At 58.2% G+C, this 24,838-nt stretch carries 14 protein-coding genes; 9 read left to right on the top strand and 5 right to left on the bottom strand.

The genetic code is table 11. The features are described 5' to 3' along the window. Positions 1 to 221 precede the first annotated feature (221 nt). The 9 genes from NXS98_RS04340 to NXS98_RS04300 all read left to right on the top strand — a co-directional run bounded on the left by NXS98_RS04340 (position 222) and on the right by NXS98_RS04300 (position 13,722). Positions 222 to 2,189, top strand: coding sequence for a hybrid sensor histidine kinase/response regulator (locus NXS98_RS04340; RefSeq protein ID WP_283847248.1), 1,968 nt, complete (start codon positions 222 to 224; stop codon positions 2,187 to 2,189). Then, complete coding sequence (locus NXS98_RS04335) at positions 2,186 to 3,448, top strand: HD domain-containing phosphohydrolase (RefSeq protein ID WP_283847247.1); 1,263 nt, start codon at positions 2,186 to 2,188, stop codon at positions 3,446 to 3,448. The genes NXS98_RS04340 and NXS98_RS04335 overlap by 4 nt, the downstream gene beginning before the upstream one ends. Positions 3,449 to 3,453: 5 nt before the next feature. After that, positions 3,454 to 5,763 (top strand): hybrid sensor histidine kinase/response regulator, encoded by a 2,310-nt coding sequence (locus NXS98_RS04330; protein WP_283847246.1) that lies wholly within the window; start codon positions 3,454 to 3,456, stop codon positions 5,761 to 5,763. Continuing rightward, positions 5,760 to 8,084: a PAS domain-containing hybrid sensor histidine kinase/response regulator gene (locus NXS98_RS04325; RefSeq protein WP_283847245.1), complete on the top strand. Its 2,325-nt coding sequence runs from the start codon at positions 5,760 to 5,762 to the stop codon at positions 8,082 to 8,084. Before NXS98_RS04330 ends, NXS98_RS04325 begins: the two co-directional genes overlap by 4 nt. Before the next feature lie 200 nt (positions 8,085 to 8,284). Beyond that, the gene (gene tyrS, locus NXS98_RS04320; protein WP_283847244.1) at positions 8,285 to 9,571 is read left to right on the top strand and encodes a tyrosine--tRNA ligase; all 1,287 of its coding nucleotides are present in this window, start codon (positions 8,285 to 8,287) and stop codon (positions 9,569 to 9,571) included. Further along, complete coding sequence (locus NXS98_RS04315) at positions 9,568 to 10,419, top strand: HAD family hydrolase (protein WP_343214131.1); 852 nt, start codon at positions 9,568 to 9,570, stop codon at positions 10,417 to 10,419. Before tyrS ends, NXS98_RS04315 begins: the two co-directional genes overlap by 4 nt. Before the next feature lie 15 nt (positions 10,420 to 10,434). Then, entirely contained in the window at positions 10,435 to 11,556 is a 1,122-nt protein-coding gene (locus NXS98_RS04310; RefSeq protein ID WP_283847243.1) for a GSU2086 family protein, read from the top strand. Positions 11,557 to 11,647: 91 nt separating this feature from the next. Beyond that, positions 11,648 to 12,667, top strand: coding sequence for a bifunctional heptose 7-phosphate kinase/heptose 1-phosphate adenyltransferase (locus NXS98_RS04305; protein WP_283847242.1), 1,020 nt, complete (start codon positions 11,648 to 11,650; stop codon positions 12,665 to 12,667). Continuing rightward, entirely contained in the window at positions 12,664 to 13,722 is a 1,059-nt protein-coding gene (locus tag NXS98_RS04300; RefSeq protein ID WP_283847241.1) for an FAD:protein FMN transferase, read from the top strand. The genes NXS98_RS04305 and NXS98_RS04300 overlap by 4 nt, the downstream gene beginning before the upstream one ends. 55 nt (positions 13,723 to 13,777) lie before the next feature. Here the strand turns inward: NXS98_RS04300 and NXS98_RS04295 are convergent, their stop codons facing one another. From NXS98_RS04295 to NXS98_RS04275, 5 genes are all read right to left on the bottom strand, one after another. Further along, complete coding sequence (locus NXS98_RS04295; RefSeq protein ID WP_283847240.1) at positions 13,778 to 18,085, bottom strand: beta strand repeat-containing protein; 4,308 nt, start codon at positions 18,083 to 18,085, stop codon at positions 13,778 to 13,780. Next, complete coding sequence (locus tag NXS98_RS04290; RefSeq protein ID WP_283847239.1) at positions 18,040 to 19,905, bottom strand: right-handed parallel beta-helix repeat-containing protein; 1,866 nt, start codon at positions 19,903 to 19,905, stop codon at positions 18,040 to 18,042. Before NXS98_RS04290 ends, NXS98_RS04295 begins: the two co-directional genes overlap by 46 nt. A 5-nt stretch (positions 19,906 to 19,910) precedes the next feature. Further along, the gene (locus tag NXS98_RS04285) at positions 19,911 to 20,045 is read right to left on the bottom strand and encodes a hypothetical protein (protein WP_283847238.1); all 135 of its coding nucleotides are present in this window, start codon (positions 20,043 to 20,045) and stop codon (positions 19,911 to 19,913) included. After that, positions 20,015 to 23,551, bottom strand: coding sequence for a right-handed parallel beta-helix repeat-containing protein (locus NXS98_RS04280; RefSeq protein WP_283847237.1), 3,537 nt, complete (start codon positions 23,549 to 23,551; stop codon positions 20,015 to 20,017). The genes NXS98_RS04285 and NXS98_RS04280 overlap by 31 nt, the downstream gene beginning before the upstream one ends. Before the next feature lie 313 nt (positions 23,552 to 23,864). Then, positions 23,865 to 24,800: a hypothetical protein gene (locus tag NXS98_RS04275; RefSeq protein WP_283847236.1), complete on the bottom strand. Its 936-nt coding sequence runs from the start codon at positions 24,798 to 24,800 to the stop codon at positions 23,865 to 23,867. Between the last annotated feature and the right edge of the window lie 38 nt (positions 24,801 to 24,838).

Raw genomic sequence — 24,838 nt, 5'->3', positions numbered from 1 at the left:
TGCTACCATCCAATCTGCGGGAGGAGAACGCCAGCGACTAACCATTTGCCGACGCGCAACGATTAGGGCAAAATGCGTGAGTAAAAAAAGACTTAAGACGGCCGGCAAAACCGCCGATAGGACAGTGGCGACGTGTAGTTGCCAGGCGTGAAAAATACGGGAGAAAAAGCGCCGGGCCGGTCGGTGGGAAGGTCGCCGTCGAAAAGTCGGGAAGGCTTTCGATGAATGCGGACACCAAAGACTTGAACATATTGCCGCGGCAAGCGGGACTGGATTTGCCTCTGGGTTGGCTGGAACAGGGCATGGCTGTGGTCAACCAGGAAGGCATCATTTTGTCCGCCAACCATGCGCTGGCCAACTGGTTGGGCCTGCGCGAAGAGGAGCTGCGAGGCCATTCTCTACGCCTTGTCTTGTGCCAATTGTTTCCAGAATGGGAGGCCCCCCTGCGGGAATGGGAGGAACGCAAGGCACCCTTTGACCAGTTTTTGCTTTGCCTTAAAAGCACACATCCCTCCCACTGGATTATCTGGAAATCTGCCCGACATGAGCAAACCTGCTTTGTCCATCTCAGCTCCACCTTGCCCCCTTTGAACGAGCTGGCCGAAGGCGCCTGGGACGAACAGCTTCGCTCCGAGGAGTCACGCCGCCAGATGTTCATCCGCATGGCGCGCGCCGAGGCGCGGCTGTATCAATTGATGCATCATTGGCCGGGCATCATTTTCAGCCAGCGCGCCGACTTCAGCTTTTCCTTTGTCAGTCCGCAAATTGAAGTGATGACAGGGGTCCCCCTGGCCGAATGGGGCGTTCAAGCCACCCGATTCTGGCAGGTCATCCACGAGGCGGATGTCGAAGAACTGCGCCAGCAAATTCGCCACGCCGCGTCCAGCCGGCAGCCGGTGACCACCACTTTCCGCCTGCGCCATCAACAAAGCGGCCGGGTTTTTTATGTGTTGGAACACCGTCAGCCGGTGCTGACCGACCAGGGAATGGTGCTCGGCTATGAGGGGGTCTGGATGGACATCACCCGCCAAACCATCGCTGAAAACCGGCTGACGACGGTTTCCTGGAAGGAAGCCTTGAGCGTGCTGATGATGGGGTTGGCGCACGATTTCAGCAATTTGATGGCCGGCATTCACTCCCTGACCGAAACGCTCGGCGTACAATTGGAGGAAAACCACCATCCCTGCCGGGAATACGTCAAACTCATTCAAAACAGCACGCGCCAGGCCACCCACCTGGTGCAGCGCATCATGCGCCTGCAACACGGCAAGATTGGAGAACGCAGTTATGAAGACTTGAACGCCTTGATGGCCGATTTGCAGGACCTGCTGGCCAAAGTGGTGTCTCGCCGAATCACGGTAAAGTCCCGCTGGGCGGAAGGACAGTTGCCGCTTTACGTGGATCCGGTGGAGTTTCGCCAGGTTGTGGTGAATCTGGCTTTGAACGCTGCGGAGGCCATGCCGCAAGGGGGCACGCTGACATTGGAAACCAGCCGCCACGCCACCATGCCAACGCAGCGGGTGATGGTGGGCACCATTCCGCAAGGCCCTTGTGTTTGCCTGAGCGTGGGCGATACTGGCTGCGGCATCAAGCCATCGGTGTTGCCATTAATCTTTGACCCTTTTTTCTCCACCAAATCAGCCAATAAAGGCTCCGGCCTTGGCCTGTACAATGCCCGGCTGTTTGTGGAACGCCATCATGGAGCCATCTCCGTGGAATCAGTGGAAGGCGCCGGCGCCACTTTTTGCCTGTGGCTGCCAGAGGCCGATTTTACCGAGGCCGAGCGCCAAAAGGCTCAAATCGCCCCCTTGCGCCTGCTCGTGGTGGGCGATTTGCCAGCACAAGCCCAGGCTGCTGCCGAATTGTTGCGGCAGAATGGGTATTCGGTGGTCACGGCGGCTTCGGCCGAGCAGGCGCGTGAAATGCTCACTTCCATCGTCGCCCGTTTTGCCGGGGTATTTCTGATTTGCGGCCAGGAATCAAGCTGGGTGGGCGAGTTGTTAAACTGGATGAGAGCCAACCGCCCGCATCAAAGAACCATTCTCCAGGTGGCGGGCAGGAATTTGGACGAAATGGACACGGCTTTTCTGAACCGGGCCGACTTGGTCATTACGGAAGATTTGCGGGCTGCCAGCGTGTTGCAACGGCTGCAGCGCCTGCTCAACCCTGTAACGGAGGGCCGCGTATGAATGACAATCTGCCTCGCCCGCCGGAACCACTCCTCCACCGGTTACTGGTGGTGGATGATGAGGAAATCGTCCTGGTCGCCCTGCAGGAAACATTGCGGCGCGAGGGCTACGAAGTGGTCACCGCCAACAATGCTGTGATGGCATTGGATATTCTCAAGACCACCAGTTTTTCCGTGATTATCACAGACCAGCAGATGCCGGGTCTGACCGGCCTGGAGATGCTGGCTGAAGTCAAAAAAATCCAGCCCGATGCCACCCGCATTTTGATTACGGCGGTCCTGGACTTGAACACCGTCATTGACGCCATCAACAAGGGTGAAATCTACCGGTTCATCGTCAAACCCTGGTTGCGCGAGGAGCTGCTGGCCACCGTCAAAAATGCCGTTCAACGCTACGAACTGATTTGTCGCAACGCCGTCCTGCAGGCCACCACGCTGGCCATGAACGAGCAGTTGCGGCAGTTAAACCAGTCGCTCAATGAAAAAGTAAAGCTGGTGGAGGAACAAAACCGCGCTCTGGAACAGAACCTGCAGCGCATGATTGAGCTGTGCCTCCACACCATGCAGACGTTTTATCCGGCTCTGGGCAGCCAGGCGCGCCGCGCCTATCAAATTTGCACTGCCATGGCGGCCAATCTGCAACTGCCGCCTGAACAGAAACAATCCCTGGAAGTGGCGGCCTGGTTGCATGACATCGGCCTGGTAGGTGTGCCGCGGCGTATCATCAAGCGCTGGCAGGAAACGCCAGAGAGCCTGACGCCGGAAGAACGCGCCTTGATTCATCAGCATCCGGTATTGGGACAGGAGCTGGCCAGCTTTGTGCACAGCCTGCAGGATGTGGGCCTGCTTATCCGCGCGCATCATGAGCGTTATGATGGACAGGGTTACCCCGACGGGCAGGTGGGGGAAGCCATTCCTTGGCTGGCGCGGCTGCTGGCGGTGGCCGTGGGTTTTGCTGAATGCATCCATGGCGATTTGGAAGCCGTGGACGCCATAAAACGTGGCAGCGGCACCCAATATGACCCGGAGGCGGTGCGGGTGTTTTTACGCAGCCTGCCCAAGGCCACCGTACCGCGCAAAGAGCGGGAGGTGCTGCTTTCGGAACTGCGTCCCGGCATGGTGGTGGCGCGGGGCATCTACACCGCCAACGGGCTGCTGCTGATTCCTGAAGGCCAGCGGCTGACGGAGCTGGCCATTGACAAACTCAAAAACCATCACCGCGTCAGCCCCATTCACCAAACGCTGCTGGTGTATTGTTGAAGTTCATGAAAACCACTCCGTCCATAAGTCGCGCTGATCCGTCGCTGCCCTACGAGCGCTGGTGGCGGTGTCTGTTTAATGAATCGGAAGATGCGCAACTGGTCTATGCCAGTGATGGTTCCATCAAGGAGGCCAACCGTGCAGCCATTCGGTTGCTGGGCCTGAGCGGGCGGGAGGACGCGCTGCCCAACCTTTACCAGATGTTGACCTCCACCGCCGCCGCGCGCGTGGCGGCGTTATTGCAACAACATGTCGGCAGCCAGGTCACCTTGCCGGCCGTGGCCTTGATGGTGGAAGGCCAGATCAGTCTGCTGGCCGACCTGCAAATCACCCCCTTGGGACAGGGTTTTTCCCTCGTCACCATCCGCGATGCCACCCGCCGCTGGCGCATGGAAAGCCACGTGCAACGCCTGGTCACTGCCATGGACGCCACCCCGGATGTGGTCTTTTTGACGGATGTGGAGTTCCGCCTGGTTTTCGTGAATCCTTCTTTTCTGCGGGATACGGGTTACAGCATTGAAGAAGCACTGGGGCGGCCCGCCGACTTCCTGCGCGCCGCAGGTCAGGAGGAACAATGGAAAGCCTGCCGGGAAAAGGTGCGTGCCGGCAAGGAATGGCAGGGCGAATTTGTGAATGTTCGCAATGATGGCAGCACCTATCTTGCCGCCGTCAGCATGGCCCCCATTTTCGATCGCAAAGGGGGATTTCTGGGTTGTGTCAGTTTCGAGCGGGATATTACCCAAATGCGCCGGGTGCAACAGGAGTTGCAGCGCGAATCCGCTTTTGTCCGCAGCATCGTCAACAGCCTCGACGCGGCCTTATACGCCACGGACCGCCAATTCCGGCTGTTGCACTTTAATGAGGGTTGGAAACGCCTGCCCGCCGAACATGGAGGGTTGCGCTGGGATCGCCCGCCGCGGGTGGGAGATATATTGTTGGATTTTGTGCCAGACCCCTTGCGCCAGTCGGAACTGCGCCGCAGTTTTCAGGAAGTATTGCAAAGCGGCGTTTGCCGCGAATATCGCTGGGCCGGCCCCCAGGGACGTCATTGGCATGTGCGCCTCAGTCCGTGGCTGATGAATGATCAGATCGAGGGGGTGTTATACCTGGTCACCGACCAGACCAGTTTGCATCAGCTTCAAGAACAACTGGCCCAAGCGCAAAAAGTGGAAGTGATTGGCGCTTTGGCCGCTGGTGTGGCTCACGATTTCAATAATCTGCTGCAGGTGATCGGCAACGAGGTGGATATTGTACGGCAACAAGCAGGCGAGGACGCTCGCGCCGCGCTGGCGCGCATGGAAGAAGCCATCACCCAGGCCACCGGTCTTTTACAGCAATTATTATCTTTCAGCCGCCCCACCGACAACCAGGAGACGGTTGTGGACTTTAACGCCGTGCTCCAAGAGGCTGCGCTCCTGTTCCACCGTTCCAGCGGACGCCACGTCGAATGCCGCCTGCAGCCTGCAGCCGTCCCCTTGCCGGTGCGATTGGAACGTTCGCGTGCCCACCAATTACTCCTCAACCTGTGTGTCAACGCGCAGGATGCCATGCCTCAGGGCGGCGTGCTTAGTCTGAGTAATACACCGGTAACCTTGAGCACTCTCCAGCAGGAGCGTGTCGCGGCCAGCAGTGCCCAGGAATGGCTGCGCTGCACCGTTCGGGATACCGGCAGCGGCATCGCTCCGGAGCATTTGCCGCATATTTTTGAGCCATTTTACACCACTAAAAAAGACGGCAAGGGCACAGGATTGGGACTGGCCATCGTGCAAAATATTGTTAATCAAGCGGGTGGATTCATCGAAGTTGAAAGTGTTCCCCAACAAGGCACTGCTTTTCATATATACCTGCCCTTACAACGGCTGCCTGCCCCTGCCCGGCCCCTTGCTGACAACGCGGCGCCCATTAAAAAATCGGCCTCGTGCCGGGTTTTAATTGTGGAGGATAATGATTTTCTGCGGGAGTCCACCCGATTGGTTTTTGAGGCCGTGGGTTGTCAAACACGCACTGTCACCTCGGCCAAAGAGGCCTTGAACTGGTTGCAGTCAGAGCGGTTCGATGTGCTCTATGCCGACCAGCACCTGGGCGGCATGACTGGTCTTCAACTCATGGAGCAAGCCCTGGCCTTATCACCGTCACTTTTTGGCGTGCTGGTCAGCGGAGATTGGACGCCTGTGGAACGCCAGCAGCTTAAGCGGTTCCCTCAAGTGGTTTGTTTACAGAAACCATTTGACCTGAAAAACACCGTAATCCATTTGCTACAACAATGGCAATCCGCCGGTGCAGATGCCGACCGGTCACCCCCACGCCTTGTATGAGCGCCACCTTTACCTTGTCCCTTTCCAGTGTGAATACGGCTCCCTCTGCCCACCAGTTGTGCCAGGACGCCATGGAGGTCTTGGACTCCGCCGTAATCATCATCAACTCCAGCGGCCGAATCCTGCGTGCCAATCGCACCTGGCACCTGTTGCTTAATAAATTGGGCTGGACTCCCCAAGTGAATGGCGACACGGAGGATTACTTTGCGTATTTGCGCAAAGCGACCGGCCCAGCGGCAAGCCTGTGGCAGCGGCAAATCGCCGCCGTTTTCGACAATCCCATTACGGAAGGACGCATTGAATTGCACTGGCAGGGCGTAAGCACTGCCTGCTGGCTGTGGATGAGCGCCCGCGGCTTTTCCAGCGAAGGCCAGGTTTACGTGGTCATCAGCCATCTGGATGTCACTGCGCGCAAAACGGCCGAGGAAAGCCACCGCAATTTTGTCGCGCTTTATCACAGCCTGGTGGATCACCTGCCCGTGCACCTGTACCGCAAAGATGTGCAGGGGCGGTTCACCTTCGCCAACCAGCGTTTCTGCCACGACCTGGGGCGTTCCTTGGAGGAAGTTGTGGGGAAAACGGATGCCGACCTTTTCCCTCCCGCGGAAGCCGGCCGCAAGACCGCCGAAGACCGCGTGGTAATGACTCGCCAGACCACCATCGAAGCAACCGAAGAAACCACCTGCGCCGATGGACAGCGCCGGGTTTTTCACTGCATTAAAACGCCGGTTTGTGATGCCCACGGCGAGGTGATTGGCATTCAAGGTTTGCAATGGGATGTGACCGACCAAAAGCGCGCCGAAGAGCGTATTCGCGCCCAGGCTGAGTTGCTGGACCTCGCGCAGGAGGCTATTCTGGTGCGTGATTTGCAGGGACGCATCCAATTTTGGAATAAAGGCGCCGAGCGCATTTACGGATGGAACGCCCAGGAAGCCGTAGGCCGCTCTGCCAGTGAATTGTTTGCTTCACATTCCGATGAATTTCACCAGCGCCTGGAAGAACTTTGGCGCCATGGCCAATGGCAGGGGGAATTGCGACACCTGACCAAAGACCGGCGGGAGGTCATCGTGGCCAGCCGCTGGTCTCTGGTGCGCGATGCCGCCGGCCAGCCCAAGGCCATTCTGGTGATTGATGCAGACATTACCGACAAAAAACAGCTTGAAGCGCAATTCCTGCGAGCGCAACGGCTGGATGGCGTAGGGCAACTGGCCAGTGGCATCGCCCACGACTTGAATAACATTCTTTCCCCCATCCTCATGGGCACCAGCATATTGAAAGATACCGTGCCCGAGGGAGAAAGCCGCAGCCTGCTGGAAATCATGGAGGCCAGCGCCCGGCGGGGCGCCGGCATTGTCAACCAAATCCTGACTTTCACCCGCGGCATCCAAGGGGAAAAGCTCGCCGTGCAAACGCGCCACTTGTTCAAAGAAGTGGAAAATATTCTGCGGGAAACCTTTCCCAAGACCATCGTCACCCGCGTGAACACTCCGCGCGATTTGCATCTGGTGAATGGCAATCCGACCCAGTTGCATCAAGTGCTGATCAACCTGTGCGTCAACGCCCGCGATGCCATGCCGCACGGAGGACAGCTTTCGCTCTCCGCGGCCAATGTGGATTTGACCCGGGAACAGGCTGCGTCGCATCCAGAAGCCCGGGCAGGCCATTACGTCCGCTGGACCGTGGAAGACACCGGCACGGGAATTCCCCCGGAAATTATCGGCCATATATTTGATCCATTTTTTACCACCAAGGAGCCGGGCAAAGGCACAGGGTTGGGGCTTTCCACCGTCCTGGGCATCGTGCGCAACCATCAAGGTTTCATCCACGTGCACAGCGAAGTTGGCAAAGGCTCGCGCTTTGATGTTTACCTCCCGGCAGCCCAGCAGTCAGATGCCCCCCTGCCTGTGCCCCCGCCTCTGCCCCCCCCGGGCAAGGGGGAGCTGGTTGTCTTCGTGGATGATGAGGCTAATGTGCGCGAGCTGGCCTCCACCTTTCTGACGCGCCTGGGGTACCGCGTCTTGACCGCGCAAGATGGAACCGAGGCGCTGGACCTCTTTCGTGAACTTCAGTCTCCAGTGCACCTGGTCATTACGGATTTGATCATGCCGAAAATGGACGGGCTGGCGTTGGTTCAGGCCCTGAAATCCATGCACCCCACCCTGCCCATCCTGGTGTGCACCGGCTATGGCGAGGAAAAACTTACCCGTGAACTGTGCGGTTTGGGCATCTCCGAGTTTATTCCCAAACCATATTCTGTACGCGAGTTGGCCAACCACGTTTGCCGCGCCCTGAATGCCTCACATGGCAATTCTGCCTCCTGAGCCAGGGCACGGGGGGCGGTGTAATTCCAGACGGGTGCATGCTTTGCTTCGCGATGGTCGCATATTTTCCCAATAGAGAGGCATGCAATTACGACTGGTGGTCGTACCTCTAAGATAACTTTTCCCCCTGAAACTGGCCTGTTCCCCAACGCTGCTTTTCGATTGCAGCCACAGGCTTTTTATCCACACAATCCGGCCCCATGAATATTCTGGATGATTTGCAGTGGCGCGGATTAATGGCGGACTGCACGGACCTGGCGGGACTTGCCGAGCGCACCGCGCAAGGCCCCATAACGCTGTACTGCGGTTTCGATCCCACCGCCGACAGCCTGCACGTGGGCAACCTGGTGCCGCTTCTGGCCTTGCGGCGTTTCCAATTGGCCGGCCATCATCCCATTGCCCTGGCGGGCGGTGCTACGGGTTGCATTGGCGACCCCAGCGGCAAGACCCAGGAGCGCCAATTGCTGTCCCGCGAAACCATCGCCCACAACATTGCCTGCATCAAAGAACAGCTCAAGCGGCTCCTCGATTTTAACTGTGCCACCAACCCCGCAAAGCTGGTGGACAACGCCGACTGGATGGCTCCCATCACCTATCTGGATTTTCTCCGGGACGTCGGCAAGCATTTCTCGGTCAACGCCATGATCGCCAAGGAAAGTGTGCGGGCACGCATGGAAGACCGGGATACGGGCATTAGTTACACCGAGTTCAGCTACATGCTGCTCCAAGCTTATGATTTCTATCATCTGCGCAAAGAACTCCAGTGCGAATTGCAAATTGGCGGCTCTGATCAGTGGGGTAATATCACCGCCGGCATTGATTTAGCCCGGAAAAAACTCGGCGTCACCCTTTACGGCCTCACGCTTCCCCTCATTACCAATGCGGACGGCTCCAAATTCGGCAAGTCCTTGAGCGGAGCAGTTTATTTGGACCCGCAAAAAACCAGTGTCTATCGCTTTTATCAGTTCTGGATTCGCACTGACGACCGGGACGTCATCCGCTACCTCAAGTACTTCACCTTCCTCAAGCGCGAGGAGATTGAAGCGCTTGAGCAGAAGCACCAGGCCAATCCCGGCGCGCGGGAAGCTCATCGAGCGCTCGCCTGGGCCATGACCGAGATGGTGCATGGCTCCACGGCCGCACGTGAAGCCGTGCGCGCCAGTGAGGTGCTCTTCGGAGGGGACCTTGAGGGCATTTCCGCAGCCACCTTTCAGGAAATTCTTGGTGAAGCTCCCACCCGGCTGGCACAGCCAAGCGTCCTGGGGGGCACGGGCTGGCCGCTGGTGGAAGCCGTGGTTGCCGCTGGTCTGAGTCCCTCCAAAGGTCAGGCCCGCAAAGACATCGAGAGCGGCGGCATTTATGTCAACAACGTGCGGGTGGCCGAAGTGCAGCGCACCCTGACCTCGTCTGATTTACTTTTTGGCCAATATTTGCTGCTGCGCAAAGGCAAGAAAAATTACGTCATCGTTTCCTTCCAGACTGCGTGAATCCACTGCCTCCCACACGGCCCGGCCCGGCCCCGCATATTGAATTGCGGGAAGGCTTCGTTGCGCGGCCTGAGCTTTGGCATGTGCTTTTCGATTTCGATGGCACGTTATCCCTCATCCGCGAAGGCTGGCCTGAGGTCATGTTGCCGATGTTCATGGAATTGCTCCCCAAAAGGCCCGAAGAATCCGAAGCGGCGCTCCGCCAAATGCTGCTGGATGACATCATGCGACTTAACGGCAAACAAACCATCTACCAGATGATTCAGTTCGCCGAACGGGTGCGCGAACGCGGCGGCCAACCGCAGGAGCCGCTCTGGTACAAACACGAATACCTGCGCCGCCTGGAACAACGTATTCACCACCGCATCGAAGGCCTGGTTTCTGGCCGTTTTCAACCGGATGACTGGCTCGTCCATGGAGCGCGCCCATTCCTGGAGCGTTTGCGGGCGCGCGGGCTGAAACTTTATCTCGCCAGCGGCACTGACGAACCTTTCGTCTGGCGCGAGGCGCGGCTCCTTCGCATTGACCAATACTTTGAAGGGCGGATCTATGGAGCGCTGGATAATTACCAGAACTTTTCCAAAAAAATGGTCATTGACCGAATCTTAACGGAAAACCGTATTCCCGGCCGCCACCTGCTCGCCTTCGGAGATGGTTACGTGGAAATTCAAAACACCCACGAAGTGGGCGGTCTGGCGGTGGCGGTAGCCAGCGATGAAGCACACAATGGCTCCGGCCGGGTGGACGAGTGGAAGCGGCAACGACTGTTGGGAGTGGGAGCGGATATCGTCATCCCGGATTATCGGGAGCCTGATTTGTTGCTGGAAATCTTATTTGGCAAAGGTTAATTTTAAGCCAAAGTTATGGCGCCTAAAAAGTTAGACTGGCACAAATTACGGGTCTATCCGCTGCATCTGCGCAACAGTCTGGCCCGTCTCAGCGACATTCTGGTCAACCCCGACGCCCCACCGCCGCCTTGCACCCCCGAAGTGCGCAAAGCCGTGGAACAGTGCGCCCAAAGCATTTTCGCCGCCCGCCAGCGCCGGGCCGCCGTAATTTTGATGTGCGGCGCCCATTTGGTTAAAAATGGCGGTGCCTTGCTGGTCAATTCCCTGATGTACCAGAATTGGATCTCACACGTCGCCACCAACGGCGCTGCCGTGATTCATGATTGGGAGTTTGCCAGTCATGGTTACTCCACTGAAAACGTGGCCGCCAACGTGGCTGCGGGCTGCTTCGGCGCCTGGCAGGAAACGGGGCGTTTCATCCATCTGGCCCTGCTATCAGGAGGCTTGGACGGCTTGGGCTTTGGGGCTTCGGTGGGGCGATTAATCCAAGAAGACGGTGTGGTATTGCCGCCGGCATCGGAGCTGGCCGCCCTTATTACTCGTCAGCCAGAACATCCCGCCACCCCTGCCCGGGCTGAGTTGCTTCAGGCCATGCTGCAACATCGCTTACATGATGGCCCCCACGCCATTCGCCATCCTTGGAAGCACAACTCGATTTTCGGACAAGCTCGGCGGCTCGGTATTCCCGCAACCGTTCATCCTGGCATCGGCTACGATATTATCACCAACCACCCCATGTTTAACGGCGCTGCCATTGGCCGGGCAGCCCAGTTGGATTTCCAACTCTTTTCCGGTTCCGTGGCTGATTTGACGGGCGGTGTAGTCATCAGCATTGGTTCTTCCGTCATGGCGCCGCAGGTCTTTGAAAAAAGCCTGAGTTGCGTGAACAATTTCCGGCTGCAAGAGGGGCTGCCCATCATCCAGGACCACCGCATTTTCGTGGTGGACTTGCAGGACAACGGCGGGTGGGATTGGTCGCTGGGCGAGCCGCCCAAGGACCACCCGGCTTATTACCTGCGCTTCATGAAGAGTTTCTCCCGCATGGGCGGCGCCATGCAGTACGTGCAGTGCGATAACATTCTTTTCCTGCACAACCTTCTTTGGACTCTCAGTCACGAAGGAGGCGCCGAAGAATGATTCGGGGGCGTGTGGCACTTCGTTTGTCCGCCCCATTTGTATCCCGCTTGGCAAGGGCTCGTGGCCGTCCTAGTATGGGGCTGGACCACCTGTGAATATTGATCGTTTTCAATCCCTGGCCGTCCGCTACCGGCAGCTCCGCTTCGCCGTGGTGGGAGATTTTTGTCTGGACCGCTACCTCGAAATTGACCCACGTCTCCAGGAGTTTTCGCTGGAAACGGGTCTGCCCGTTCACAATGTCGTCAATGTACGCGCCGAACCTGGCGGAGCGGGGACTATTCTAAATAATCTCTGCGCCCTGGGGGCCACGGTTTATCCCATTGGTTTTTATGGAGTGGACGGCGAGGGATTTGAATTACGCCGTGCACTGGCCCGGCGGGTTGGAGTTCAATTGGATTTTCTCATCGAAACCGCCAGCCGCCGCACCTTTACTTATTGCAAGCCACTGGTCGTCGAACCAGGACAACCTCCCCGGGAATTGAACCGGCTGGACAGTAAGAACTGGTCGGCCACTCCTTTCGAGCTGAGAAAAAAACTAGCCGATGCCGTCCTGCACGTGGGTCAGAGTGTAGATGGGCTCGTGGTCTTGGAACAAACGGACATGGCCGATACCGGCGTGGTTACCCCGGAGGTGCTGCGAGCCGTGGCAGAATTGCAGCGAGCAAGACCAGCCTTGCCCATCATTGCAGACAGCCGCCGGGGGCTGCGTGGCTATCCCCCCGTCATCTTCAAAATGAATCGGCGGGAATTTCTGGCACTAATCGGGGCGCCCGAAAATACCGACCTGACTGATTGCCTGCCAATGGCGGCAGCTTTTGCCCGGGAAACCGGTCGTCCGGTCTTTGTAACTCTGGCCGAACAAGGCATGTTGGGTGCGTCGCCGGAGGGCAGTTTTCATCATCAACCGGCCCTGCCGGTACGCGGCCCCATTGACATTGTGGGTGCTGGCGATGCCGTCACCGCCAATCTGTTATGCGCCCTGGCTGCCGGCGCCACTCTGGCCGAAGCGATGGAAATTGCGGCTGCGGCGGCCTCTGTGGTCATCCATAAATTGGGCGTCACGGGCACGGCCACCCCTCAGGAAATTCAGCCTTTGTTGGAAGTTGCATGAACTCGATGCTCCCACTGCCACGCCGCCGTTTTCTTGGTCAGAGTGCCGCCTTTCTTACTGGGATTCCCCTGCTCTTCGGAGCCTGCGCCACCCGCCCCAGGCCCGCGGCGTTGCAGCGTTATGAATTGGAAAAACCGCAAATGGGCGTCCCTTTCCGCCTGATCTGTTACGCCAAAGACCAGACCCTCGCCGAAGAAGCAGCACTCGCCGCAATGGCTCGCGTCGCCCGCCTCAACTCGCTGCTAAGTGATTACGAGGAAGACAGCGAATTAAGCCAGCTTAACCGCACTGCTGGCACCGGCCGCGCCGTCAAAGTCAGTCCAGAGTTGTGGACTGTCTTGTGGGAAGCACAACGAATGTCCCGCCTGAGCGAGGGCGCTTTTGATATCACCGCGGGACCCTACATCAGCTTGTGGCGGCGGGCACGCCGGATTCACCGGCTTCCTGAGCCGGAAAAACTCGCGGAGGCGCGCAGAGCGGTGGGCTATGCGAAATTGTTGCTGAACCCCAATAATCGCTCCGCAACTCTCATGGTTCCCAGGATGAAACTCGACCTTGGTGGTCTGGCCAAGGGCTATGCCGCCGATGAAGCCCTCAAGGTTTTTCACCGTTACGGCATCAACCGTGCCTTGGTGGCCGCCAGCGGCGACACCTCCACAGCAGATGCTCCACCAGAGCAAAAGGGGTGGCGGGTGGAAATTGGGCGCCACCCTGATGCCCCGGCGGACGAGCGCCCCACGCGCTTGCTGCTCCAGCGCCAATCGGTGGCCACTTCCGGCGATGCTTTTCAAGCTGTCGTGCTGGAAGGCCGCCGCTATTCCCATATCGTCAACCCTTTTACCGGCCTTGGTCTGACCGACCAAAGCCAGGTGACGGTCATTGCCCGGAAGGGCATCACCGCCGATGCCCTCGCCACCGCCATTAGTGTTTTAGGGCCGCGTCGTGGATTGGAATTGGCGGAACGTCTTGGCGCCGGGCTTTTGTTTCAACGCAAGAGCGGGGATGGCGTCGAGCGCATTGTTTCCCGCAAATTTTCCCGGTTTGTCATCCAATAAAAACGCCACGGGCGAAACCTCACCCGTGGCGCTGCTGAAAAACTGCGGGCGCCTTTTATGGCGTGATGTTGATAATCAATTGCAGCGGGCCATACTGGTAATTGGTCACGGCGCCACCGCCGTTATCCCTCATGTAAAGGTCAAGCGTCACGCTGCCAGTTACGCCAGTCTTGGGCTTAAAGCTGAAGGCCTTGGTGGTGTTGTTGATGAACGGCTGGGAAGTGAACAGGGCCGTGTTCGTATTCACAATCCACCAGTACGGCGTCTGCGTGCTTTCATTCGGCGGCCCCACGCTCCAGGAGGTAATAAAGTTGGTGCTCGTGAACGTCCCCGCCGTGCCCGTCCAGTTGATCACGTTGCTGATGATGCTGAAGCTCGGAGGATCGTTTACCGGATCCACCTGCAAGGTGGTGGTCCGCGAGGTCGAGTTGGTTCCATCAGTAACGGTGAGCGTCAAGACCGTCTTGCCGTGAATATTGGTGACCGGCAGGCAGGAAATGAGCATGTTGGTGCCCGTATGGTCAAAGGTGTAGGTCACATGCGGCGGCACCGGCGGCAACAGCGCATGATTGGTGGAAGTAACAGTCAACGTCAAGGTATTCGCCGGGGATTCCAAATCAAACAGCCCCAGCGTGAAGACCGCAATGGTATCCTCCGGCACGCGTTGGCTGACCACCGACGCCGGGAATACCACCGGCGCATCGTTCACATTGGTCACCTGGATCGTGAAGAGTTTGGGGGCTGAAATGTCCCAGCCGCCATTGTTGGTGCCTCCATTATCCTGCATCCAAACCGTGACCAAGGCTGTGCCGTGCGCATTGGGCGCCGGACGGAAGTCTAAATTGCCGCTGGAACGAACGGTGGGCTGACTGATGAACAGACCGTTATTATTGTTGCTGGTGATGAAGCGATAAATCTGCCCTGCTTCATTGGGCGGCCCCACGGAGATATTGTATGCAAACCCATAGAACGTCAGCAGCGGCGAATCCTCCGCCACCACAATCAGGTTGGTGGTGATGTCAAACGTCGGCGGGTCATTCACATCTGACACCGTGATGTTGACGTAGGCCACCGTGGAGGTGTGCCCATAACCATCGGTCACCACAAACCCAATTTGATCCGGCCCACTATACGCCGGGAATGGCGTATAAGTCAGGTTGGGCAGCGGCCCGCCGCCAACGGTGCCGTTGGAAGGTGGAACCACGATGACAAAGGAAATGGGATTGCCCCAGCCAGTTAATGTAATGGGGAATCCCGGATGATCCTCTGGCACCACCACCGACTGGTTAAAGCCCTTCAACCGGGTGGAGTTGAGGAGTATGCTGACATTATCACTGCTGAAGTTGGCTACTGCGATGTCCACATCAATGTCATTATTGAACAGTCCCAGCGCCAATGCCACGGGCTCGTCACCAACTCCAAAGGCTGTGGCGGCCTCTACGTAGTAATTGGTAAAAGCGCCCAATCCGTTGCCCACCAACACCCATACAGAGTCACTGCCAGCATTGGCCACCACCACATCACGTTTGCCGTCCGTATTCAAATCCTCAACCAGCACGGCAGCCGGTTGGTCACCCACCAGGTAGTTAGCGCCCGTCAGGAAATTGCCTGTGCCGTTATTAAAGAGCGTGCGAATCGTATCATCGCCCTCGTTCGCAACCACCAAGTCCAGGTCACCATCATTATCAATGTCCGCCAAAGCCAGGGCGGTTGGATTGGCCCCTACAGTTATGTTCGTGGCCAACGTAAATGCCCCCATGCCGTTGCCGGTCAATATGCTTACCGAATTGCTTAGATAATTCACCACTGCCAAATCCACATAAGTGTCCCCATTCAGCAGGCCGGCCGCCACGAACACCGGCCCGCTCTGCACGGCATAATCCACCGGCGCAGCAAATGTGCCGTCTCCATAGTTTGTCAAAATTTGCACTTTGTTTTCCAAGTAGCTCACCACCGCCAAGTCCGGTGATACATCGCCGTTGAACAACCCCGCCGCCAAATGGAAGGCGTTGGAGCCAACCGCATAATGTGTCGCCGTGAAATTGGCCCCACCGAGGTTTCTCAAGATGGTCACACTATTGGAGGTGTCATTGGCCACTGCCAAGTCGGGCAGCGTATCATTATTGAAATCAGCCGTCACCACCGCGGCAGGATTCGTTCCGACATTCGCCACACTCAACAGGGTAAAATGTCCTGCCCCATTGCCCTGAAGAATGGAGACGGTGTTGCTCTTGTAATTGGCCACGGCCAAATCCAGGATAAAGTCCCCGTCATAGTCGGCCACCGCAATGCTGTGAGGCCCAAGGCCCGCCGGGAAGTTGGTCGCCGCGTAGAAGAAGTAAGGACGCAAGTCATCCACCGGGTCAGGGGTCACCGTGATGGTCACCATCCCAACCGCCGTCTGCGGATCCGGCGAGCCATTGCTGGTGCCATTGTCCTGCACCTGATAGTAAAGAATGTCATTACCGTTGAAGTTTGGCGGCGGCGTGTAAGTGATGTTGCCGCTGAAGTAGGACGCTGTGCCGCCGTATAAGGTGGTGGGCAATACCCCCACTACCGTCAAGGTCTGGCCTGACTCATCATGAGCCAAGGCCGTCGGTGGGCCGGCCGCGTCATTGCCGGTCAAGGGCCCGGCCGGGAATATCAAAGGCGTGTCTTCCAAAACCGGCCCGGCAGTATCGGTTGCCGGCACTGGCGCATCGTTGACTTCCCACACCGTCAAAGCCGCGGTATCCGTATCCGTGGAGAAAGCCGAGTCCAGACCGTTGTATGAGGTATCCACCCCTCCCTGACCGTTGACACCAGAGGTCTGATCCCACGCACGGAAGGTTAGCGCTGTTGGCAATGTTCCATTCCAATCCGGATTGCCAACAAAGTAAACGCGCGTGGAAGCATTGGCAGCCAGCAACCGGGCTGACGTACCGCTTACCGCCCCCAAAGGACTCCACGTGGCACCACCATCAATGGTGTAATACCAAGAGCCATAAGTGGTGTCCGCGCCTATGACCGCAATGCCAGTGACCGCCCCCACATCAGGGTCAATGACGTTCTCAATCCCGCCAGAACCCACAAGGCTCACCAGCGTGGTTATCGGTGTGCCCACTGCGCCCACAGGCAGCGGGCTGTCCTCCGGCTGCGGATTCAGGACGACAACTTTATTGGTTAAAGTGGGAGCCACATTGGGAACCGCCCGCCGCAACGCCACATCATTGCCATCACCCGCATTGTAACGCACGATGAAATCCTGACCATCAATCGTTATGAGGGCGTTGTTCGGCAGACCAGCGAAAGTTCCCGTTACGGCGTCCACACCATCATTATCTATGATAATCAGCTCCGTAGCCGGCGGAATGGACACCGTCACAGTGGCATCTAAATCGGCACTGTTCAAATCTACAGCGCCGTTTACCACCAGTTGATCAAAGTCTGTGCCTGGCGTGGTTCCATTAATTTCAATGACCCATGAGGCAAACGAGTTAAGTTCAAAATCGCCATTCTGGACCACTTGAGCCGTGGCACCGGTGGTAGCAATGGAAACGTTCAGTATGTCCGTGATGCTGACATTCCCGCTATAAGTGCCTCCCGCGATATTGAGGTTCTGCTCCGAAGGCGCGGCGTCCACGCCGTTTTGAATGTCACCCACGGCCGGCGTCACAAAGGTGTGCAAATCCTTCCATACCACCAGCCCACGATTCACATCATCCACCTTGTGAAGGATTTTATCTTCCGTGGCGAACAGTTGGGTAGCTGTCATGGCATCCCCTTTGACCCCATCAAACAGCACCTCCACCGCCAAGACATCATTGGTTGGCACGGTAAATCCGTTGCTGGCCAGTTCAATGTAACTGCCCACATCCTGCAAATGCGCCGCACTCAACCCCGCAAAATCCACCTCCGCCCCGGCCCCGCTCACATAAACCCCCACCGCCGCATTGCTCACCACCACTCCCCCCTGCAACACCACCTCCGCCGACTTCGTCGGATCCACATTCGACGACAACACCTCCACCCCACGGCCCCCCACCACATCCCGCACCGCCAAACCCTCCACCACCACCCGCACATCCCCATCCCCCCACAACCCATCATGCGTCGCCAACCGCACCCCAGCCCCACTCACCCCACTCACCTCACCCCCTCGCACCACCACCGCCGTCCCCCACGCCACATTCAACCCATACAAACCCACATCCCCATGGCCCATCCCCTCCACCACGTTGCTCACCATCGTCACCACCCGCCCCTCCAGCACCGTCTGCACCTGCAACCCCTGCAACACCCCCACCGCCCCCACCGGCATCCGCACCACATTGTTGCTCACCACCAGCTCCGGCGCCCCCCCCCACGCCGATAGTTCACCCATAAACCCACCGTCCGCGTGTTCCCCACATACCACACATCCTCCGCCCCCAATGCCACCACATTGCTCGACACCTCCGACACAAAGCCCATATCCGACCCCACCGCCACCCCATGCACGCTCACCCCCATCCCCACATTCTCCATCACATTGCTCCGCACCCCCACATGCATCCCATACACCTGCACCCCCTCCCGCATCTGCTCAAACTTGTTCCGATCCACATAGTTCCACGAACGATTCGACCCGTCATCAATGTACCAATACACCCCCGCCATCGCCACATTCCGAAACACATTGTCCCGCACCACCACATGATCCACATTCACACTGTTGTACACCCCAGCCGCCACATTCGCATCCGCACTCCCCACCAACTCCCCGCCACTCAACAACGGATTGTCCCCCTCAAACTTGAACCCACGCACCTCCACCCCGCTCGCCATCACCTCAAACAACCCGCTCATCACCGGATCGTTCACCGCCGAACGCACCTCCGCCTCCGGCCCACGCACCCCATAACCCGCCACCCCGTCATTCGGCCCCAACAACTTCAAATTCGCCTTGTTGATGTTCGTCACGTTCTCCACATACACCCCAGGATACACAATAATCGTGTTCCCCGCCGACGCCGCATCCACCGCCGCCTGAATCGTCAAATAATCCCCACCACCCCCCGCATCCACCGTAATCACCCCCGTCGTCGGCAAATACTTCACCACCACATCGTTCCCCACCGACACCACCACAAAGGTCCCACTGTACGCATGCCCAAAACCACTCATATCCAACGCCACCTTCCCCCCACCAAACCCCACCAAACCCCCACCCACCTGCGCCACCCGCCACGTGTACGCCACAGCCGGATTGAAGTTCACCGGCGTCCCCACCACCTTCAACACCAGCGGATCAGCCACCGTCGCCGTCACACTCAAATTGTTCCCCACCTGCAACAAATCCCAATCCACCCCCTCCACCCCCGTCGCATCGGCAATCTCCCACTCATACACCCCATCAGCTCCCCACTCCGCATCCCCAGCCACCACTATCACCCCAGGACTCACCCCGGGCCGCACCTCGCCCCCACGCCGCACCGCCAAGCCCCCCACCGTCCCCACCCCGCTCACCACCGCCCCATTGGTCACCACCAACGTGCTCCCCCCAAAGAAATTATTGCTCAACACCACCGACACCCCATCATACGTCACCGTCGCCCCACTCACCACCCCAGGCCCCACCAACGCCAACGCCTCATTCAGGTACACCGCCTCCCCATACGTCCCCCCAGCCACATGCACCACATCCCCTCCCACCGCCGGACCCACCGCCCGCACAATGCTCCCACTGGCCGGCGTCACATAATAATGCCCCGTCCGCCACACCACCAAACCCCGCGCACTGTCGTCCAACTTGTGCACCACCTTGTCCTCCACCACAAAACCCTGCGCCTCACTCACCCCACTCCCCAATACCCCGTCAAATAGCACCTGCGTCGCATCGATGGTGTTAGTCGGCACCGTAAATCCATTGCTTTGCAACTCGATGTAGCTTCCAGTGTTCTGCAAGGCCAATGGGCTTGCCCCTGTAAAGTTCACGCGGGCGCCGACCCCGCTCACATAAACCCCCACCGCCGCATTGCTCACCACCACTCCCCCCTGCAACACCACCTCCGCCGACTTCGTCGGATCCACATTCGACGACAACACCTCCACCCCACGACCCCCCACCACATCCCGCACCGCCAAACCCTCCACCACCACCCGCACATCCCCATCCCCCCACACCCCATCATGCGTCGCCAACCGCACCCCAGCCCCACTCACCCCACTCACCTCACCCCTCGCACCACCACCGCCGTCCCCCACGCCACATTCAACCCATACAAACCCACATCCCCATGGCCCATCCCCTCCACCACGTTGCTCACCATCGTCACCACCCGCCCCTCCAGCACCGTCTGCACCTGCAACCCCTGCAACACCCCACCGCCCCCACCGGCATCCGCACCACATTGTTGCTCACCACCAGCTCCGGCGCCCCCCCACGCCGATAGTTCACCCATAAACCCACCGTCCGCGTGTTCCCCACATACCACACATCCTCCGCCCCCAACGCCACCACATTGCTCGACACCTCCGACACAAAGCCCATATCCGACCCCACCGCCACCCCATGCACGCTCACCCCCATCCCCACATTCTCCATCACATTGCTCCGCACCCCCACATGCATCCCATACACCTGCACCCCCTCCCGCATCTGCTCAAACTTGTTCCGATCCACATAGTTCCACGAACGATTCGACCCGTCATCAATGTACCAATACACCCCCGCCATCGCCAAATTCCGAAACACATTGTCCCGCACCACCACATGATCCACATTCACACTGTTGTACACCCCAGCCGCCACGTTCGCATCCGCACTCCCCACCAACTCCCCACCACTCAACAACGGATTGTCCCCCTCAAACTTGAACCCACGCACCTCCACCCCGCTCGCCATCACCTCAAACAACCCGCTCATCACCGGATCGTTCACCGCCGAACGCACCTCCGCCTCCGGCCCACGCACCCCATAACCCGCCACCCCGTCATTCGGCCCCAACAACTTCAAATTCGCCTTGTTGATGTTCGTCACGTTCTCCACATACACCCCAGGATACACAATAATCGTGTTCCCCGCCGACGCCGCATCCACCGCCGCCTGAATCGTCAAATAATCCCCACCACCCCCCGCATCCACCGTAATCACCCCCGTCGTCGGCAAATACTTCACCACCACATCGTTCCCCACCGACACCACCACAAAGGTCCCACTGTACGCATGCCCAAAACCACTCATATCCAACGCCACCTTCCCCCCACCAAACCCCACCAAACCCCCACCCACCTGCGCCACCCGCCACGTGTACGCCACAGCCGGATTGAAGTTCACCGGCGTCCCCACCACCTTCAACACCAGCGGATCAGCCACCGTCGCCGTCACACTCAAATTGTTCCCCACCTGCAATAAATCCCAATCCACCCCCTCCACCCCCGTCGCATCGGCAATCTCCCACTCAAACACCCCATCGGCTCCCCACTCCGCATCCCCAGCCACCACTATTACCCCAGGACTCACCCCGGGCCGTACCTCGCCCCCACGCCGCACCGCCAAGCCCCCCACCGTCCCCACCCCGCTCACCACCGCCCCATTGGTCACCACCAACGTGCTCCCCCCAAAGAAATTATTGCTCAACACCACCGACACCCCATCATACGTCACCGTCGCCCCACTCACCACCCCAGGCCCCACCAACGCCAACGCCTCATTCAGGTACACCGCCTCCCCATACGTCCCCCCAGCCACATGCACCACATCCCCTCCCACCGCCGGACCCACCGCCCGCACAATGCTCCCACTGGCCGGCGTCACATAATAATGCCCCGTCCGCCACACCACCAAACCCCGCGCACTGTCGTCCAACTTGTGCACCACCTTGTCCTCCACCGCAAAACCCTGCGCCTCACTCACCCCACTCCCCAACACCCCGTCAAAAGTCACCTGCGTCGCATCGATGGTGCCCACAGGCACAGTGCTGCCATTGCTTTGCAGTTCAATATAAATGGCGGTATTGTCCAAACGGGCGGGAAGTGCGCCAGGCAGGCTGAGCGTCGCTCCCTGACCATGCAACGCCATGCCCACCGCTGCGTTGGTAATCACCACGTTGTTTTGCAGGGTGACAGACGCCGTTTTTGAGGTATCCAACGTCGGATTGCTGAATAAAACCCCGGTTCCCGTAGAAACATTCCGAATTAGCGTTCCGGAAACCGTCACTTGCACAGGGTTGGTGGTAGTGGTGGTAAGGGAGCCCGGGTCAAAAGTGACTCCCCGAATGCCGGCGGTTTGCAAGTTTTTCAACTCGCCGTCCTTGACGGTAATGGTGGTATCGGTGGCGCAGTTGAGGAAGTGCATTCCCACGGCAATATTCCCAAGGCCATCCACCTGGTTGTTGGCAAGGGTGACCGTGCGTCCCTCGAACACCGTTTGAACCAGGAAGCCAAAAAGAGGATTGGCCACTGCAACTGGCGCGGAAATGAGGTTGTTGGTCAACCCGTAAACCGGCGCACTGCCGCGGAAGAAATTAATCCAAATGCCTGCATTACGAGTGGCCGCAGGGTTCCAGACATCGGTTCCGCCGAGCGTGATGATGTTGTTGTTGATGGCCGGATTGAAGCCCGAAGAAGCCGCAGCGGCCACGGCATGCACGCTCAAACCACGGCCTACGTTGGTCATTACGTTGCTGTCAATTACTGCATGCAAAGCGTAAAGTTGCAGACCCTCCCATTGCTGCTCAAAATAGTTGTTGCGAATGTAATTCCACGAACGATTGGAGAGGTAGTTCACTTCAAGGTAAATGCCGCCATAGCTAAAATTCTTAAACACGTTGTTTTCAATGGTGATGTGTTCCACCTGGGTGAAAGGATTCAAAATGCTCGTGCTGTTTTGAATGCCCACCGCAGCGTTTACGTCCGCCGTACCCACGGTGTAGCCGCCGGTCAACATCGGATTGTCCCCGTCAAAATAAAATCCGGACACTACCACGTTGGAGGCGAGGATGGCGAAGAGCACCGCATCCTCGGGATCATTGAGGACGGTCCTTATCACCGCTTCCGGCCCACGCGATGGATCGTTGCCAGCCTTTCCGAAGTTAGGCCCCAACAACGAGAGCGGCTTGTTAATGGCCACATTCTCGAGGTACGTGTCTGCGTAAACCAAAATGACCGAGTTCGGCGAGGCGTCGTTCACCGCCGCCTGGATAGTGGCGTAATCCCCACCAGGGCCAACCGTAATCACTGGCTGAGGAAAATAGCAGACCAGGATGTCATGACCCGACTGCACCAAAGCAAACTCGCCGCCCGAAAAATCGTTGACCACGCCAGAGGTATCAAGAATGAAACGATTCAGGGCAAAGCCGCTCACATTCGCCGCTGAGGCAATTTTCCAGACGTAAGGCTGCAGTTTATTGAAATTGGCCATCGGCCCAGCCACGCCGCCATTCAAAGTAATGATTTTGACCGTAAAACGATTGGCAGGTGTGGCGGTGATATTGAGGTTATTTCCCACCTGCAACAAATCCCAACCCGGGTCAGTTCCCACCGTACCGGTGGCGTCGTTAATTTCCCATTCGTAAATGCCCGCCGGGCCCCAAGTGGCATCTCCCACAACATTAATGGTGCCGGGACTGGTGCCAGGATTAACCCGGCCTGTGGCGCTCACACTTAGATTGCCCACCGTGCCGTTTCCTTTCAGCAGGCCGTTATTGATAACCGTGACGTCCTGGCTGGCGTGGCTGTTGCCTGCAATCACCAAAGTGGTGTTGTCCACGGTGGTTTCCCCGGGCGTGGGCACCACTGCCCAAGCCGGAAATGCCATGCTCAATGCCAGTGCAATGATGGCACTCAGTGATAAAAGGTTACGCTTCATAAGCCTGAAGAAGGGGAAAACCGAATTCACGGTTGAAAAACCGTTAGCGCCCAGCAGACCTGCCGTTTTCATGACCATTATTCGTGTTTGGCGTTGCATGGTGTGCTTGTTATTCCCGCACACCCTCGGGGCGCCATTCACGCGCGGAATACCGCGTCAGCTTTTCTCCACCAAGGCGCCCCTCTCACTTAATCTCTCTCAGCCCACCGTGGCAATTCCCTGAACGGGTGGCCACCGGAAGAAATCCTGCTAAAAAATGACACCGCCGCGCGATTGCTGCCGCAAGGGATGGCTGGTGCCCACCATGATTTGCTCAAGGCCGGTTGTAATTATTGGGCCTGACCAACTCGTCCACCTGCGACTTCACCTGCTCCGGACTGGGCACTTTCAAACTGGCCGGAGAGACCGCCTTGGCCGGCGCTTTGAACGTGGCAGAGGCGGTATAGGAAGCGACGGCGGGCGTCGCAGGCTGGGCAGATGCCGGTTGAGCACGCACCAATTCCGAAGAACTTAAATTATTGAAATCAGAAGCTTTTGGTTTGCTCGCCGAGGCCGATGGAACGGCAGTGGATTGAGGAATTGAAGCCAGGGCGGCCGCGCCGGCTTCCTTCCGTTGTTGTTCACGCGCGGCCACGCTGGCCATTTCCTGAGCTTGCTTCAAGGTGGACGTGACATCCACCCGGCCCGCATTGGCTTGGTGTTGCAAGGCTTTCTCCACAAAGGGCGCGAAACCCGGCAGCGCGCGCCCTACCGCTCGGACAGCGGCCACCGACTGGTCAGCCGCCACCTGAGCGGCCACCTGAGCGGCGGCAAATGAAATCTCCGGCATTTTTTGGGAAAATTCAAAAAGTATGTCGCCGGTGAATTGCGGGGCTGCGGCCACCGCCGCTTTCACCACCGCCAATGATTCCTGTGGCTGCAACTCTGCAGCAGTGACCACCGCCTGGGGCGCAATCGCTGGCTCGACCTTGGTCATGGCGGCTACGACATACGGCAAAGCACAAGGCTTTTCCAAGGCGTGGACCGCTTCGAGCACCTGCCGGGCCACCACGCTGCGAGCCTCACCAGAGGCCTGGCGGACAAGGTTCGCCGCTGCCGCAGGTATCTCCGTTGCCGGCGTCTTGCTGATGACTGCCAACGGCGTGCCCGAAGATGTGGAATCACTATTTGCAGGGAGAAGGCTTACCACTACTAAAGACAACACCAGTCCTCCGACTCCCACCAAGATGAGTTTGGGCCACTTGTTCATAAGAGTATGTGCTGCCACAATTTAGTGGGATATTTAGC

This window comes from Fontisphaera persica, assembly GCF_024832785.1.
Lineage (GTDB): Bacteria > Verrucomicrobiota > Verrucomicrobiia > Limisphaerales > Fontisphaeraceae > Fontisphaera > Fontisphaera persica.
The sequence above is the reverse complement of the archived record's forward strand: the minus strand, read 5'-3'. Positions and strand labels throughout refer to the sequence as shown.

Excerpts from the sequence above, each read along its gene's own strand:
- NXS98_RS04325 (WP_283847245.1), top strand. The coding sequence starts at position 5,760 with ATGAGCGCCACCTTTACCTTGTCCCTTTCCAGTGTGAATACGGCTCCC.
- NXS98_RS04295 (WP_283847240.1), bottom strand. The coding sequence starts at position 18,085 with ATGGGTGAACTATCGGCGTGGGGGGGGGCGCCGGAGCTGGTGGTGAGC.
- tyrS (WP_283847244.1), top strand. The coding sequence starts at position 8,285 with ATGAATATTCTGGATGATTTGCAGTGGCGCGGATTAATGGCGGACTGC.
- NXS98_RS04300 (WP_283847241.1), top strand. The coding sequence starts at position 12,664 with ATGAACTCGATGCTCCCACTGCCACGCCGCCGTTTTCTTGGTCAGAGT.
- NXS98_RS04335 (WP_283847247.1), top strand. The coding sequence starts at position 2,186 with ATGAATGACAATCTGCCTCGCCCGCCGGAACCACTCCTCCACCGGTTA.
- NXS98_RS04280 (WP_283847237.1), bottom strand. The coding sequence starts at position 23,551 with ATGAAGCGTAACCTTTTATCACTGAGTGCCATCATTGCACTGGCATTG.
- NXS98_RS04340 (WP_283847248.1), top strand. The coding sequence starts at position 222 with ATGAATGCGGACACCAAAGACTTGAACATATTGCCGCGGCAAGCGGGA.
- NXS98_RS04310 (WP_283847243.1), top strand. The coding sequence starts at position 10,435 with ATGGCGCCTAAAAAGTTAGACTGGCACAAATTACGGGTCTATCCGCTG.
- NXS98_RS04330 (WP_283847246.1), top strand. The coding sequence starts at position 3,454 with ATGAAAACCACTCCGTCCATAAGTCGCGCTGATCCGTCGCTGCCCTAC.
- NXS98_RS04275 (WP_283847236.1), bottom strand. The coding sequence starts at position 24,800 with ATGAACAAGTGGCCCAAACTCATCTTGGTGGGAGTCGGAGGACTGGTG.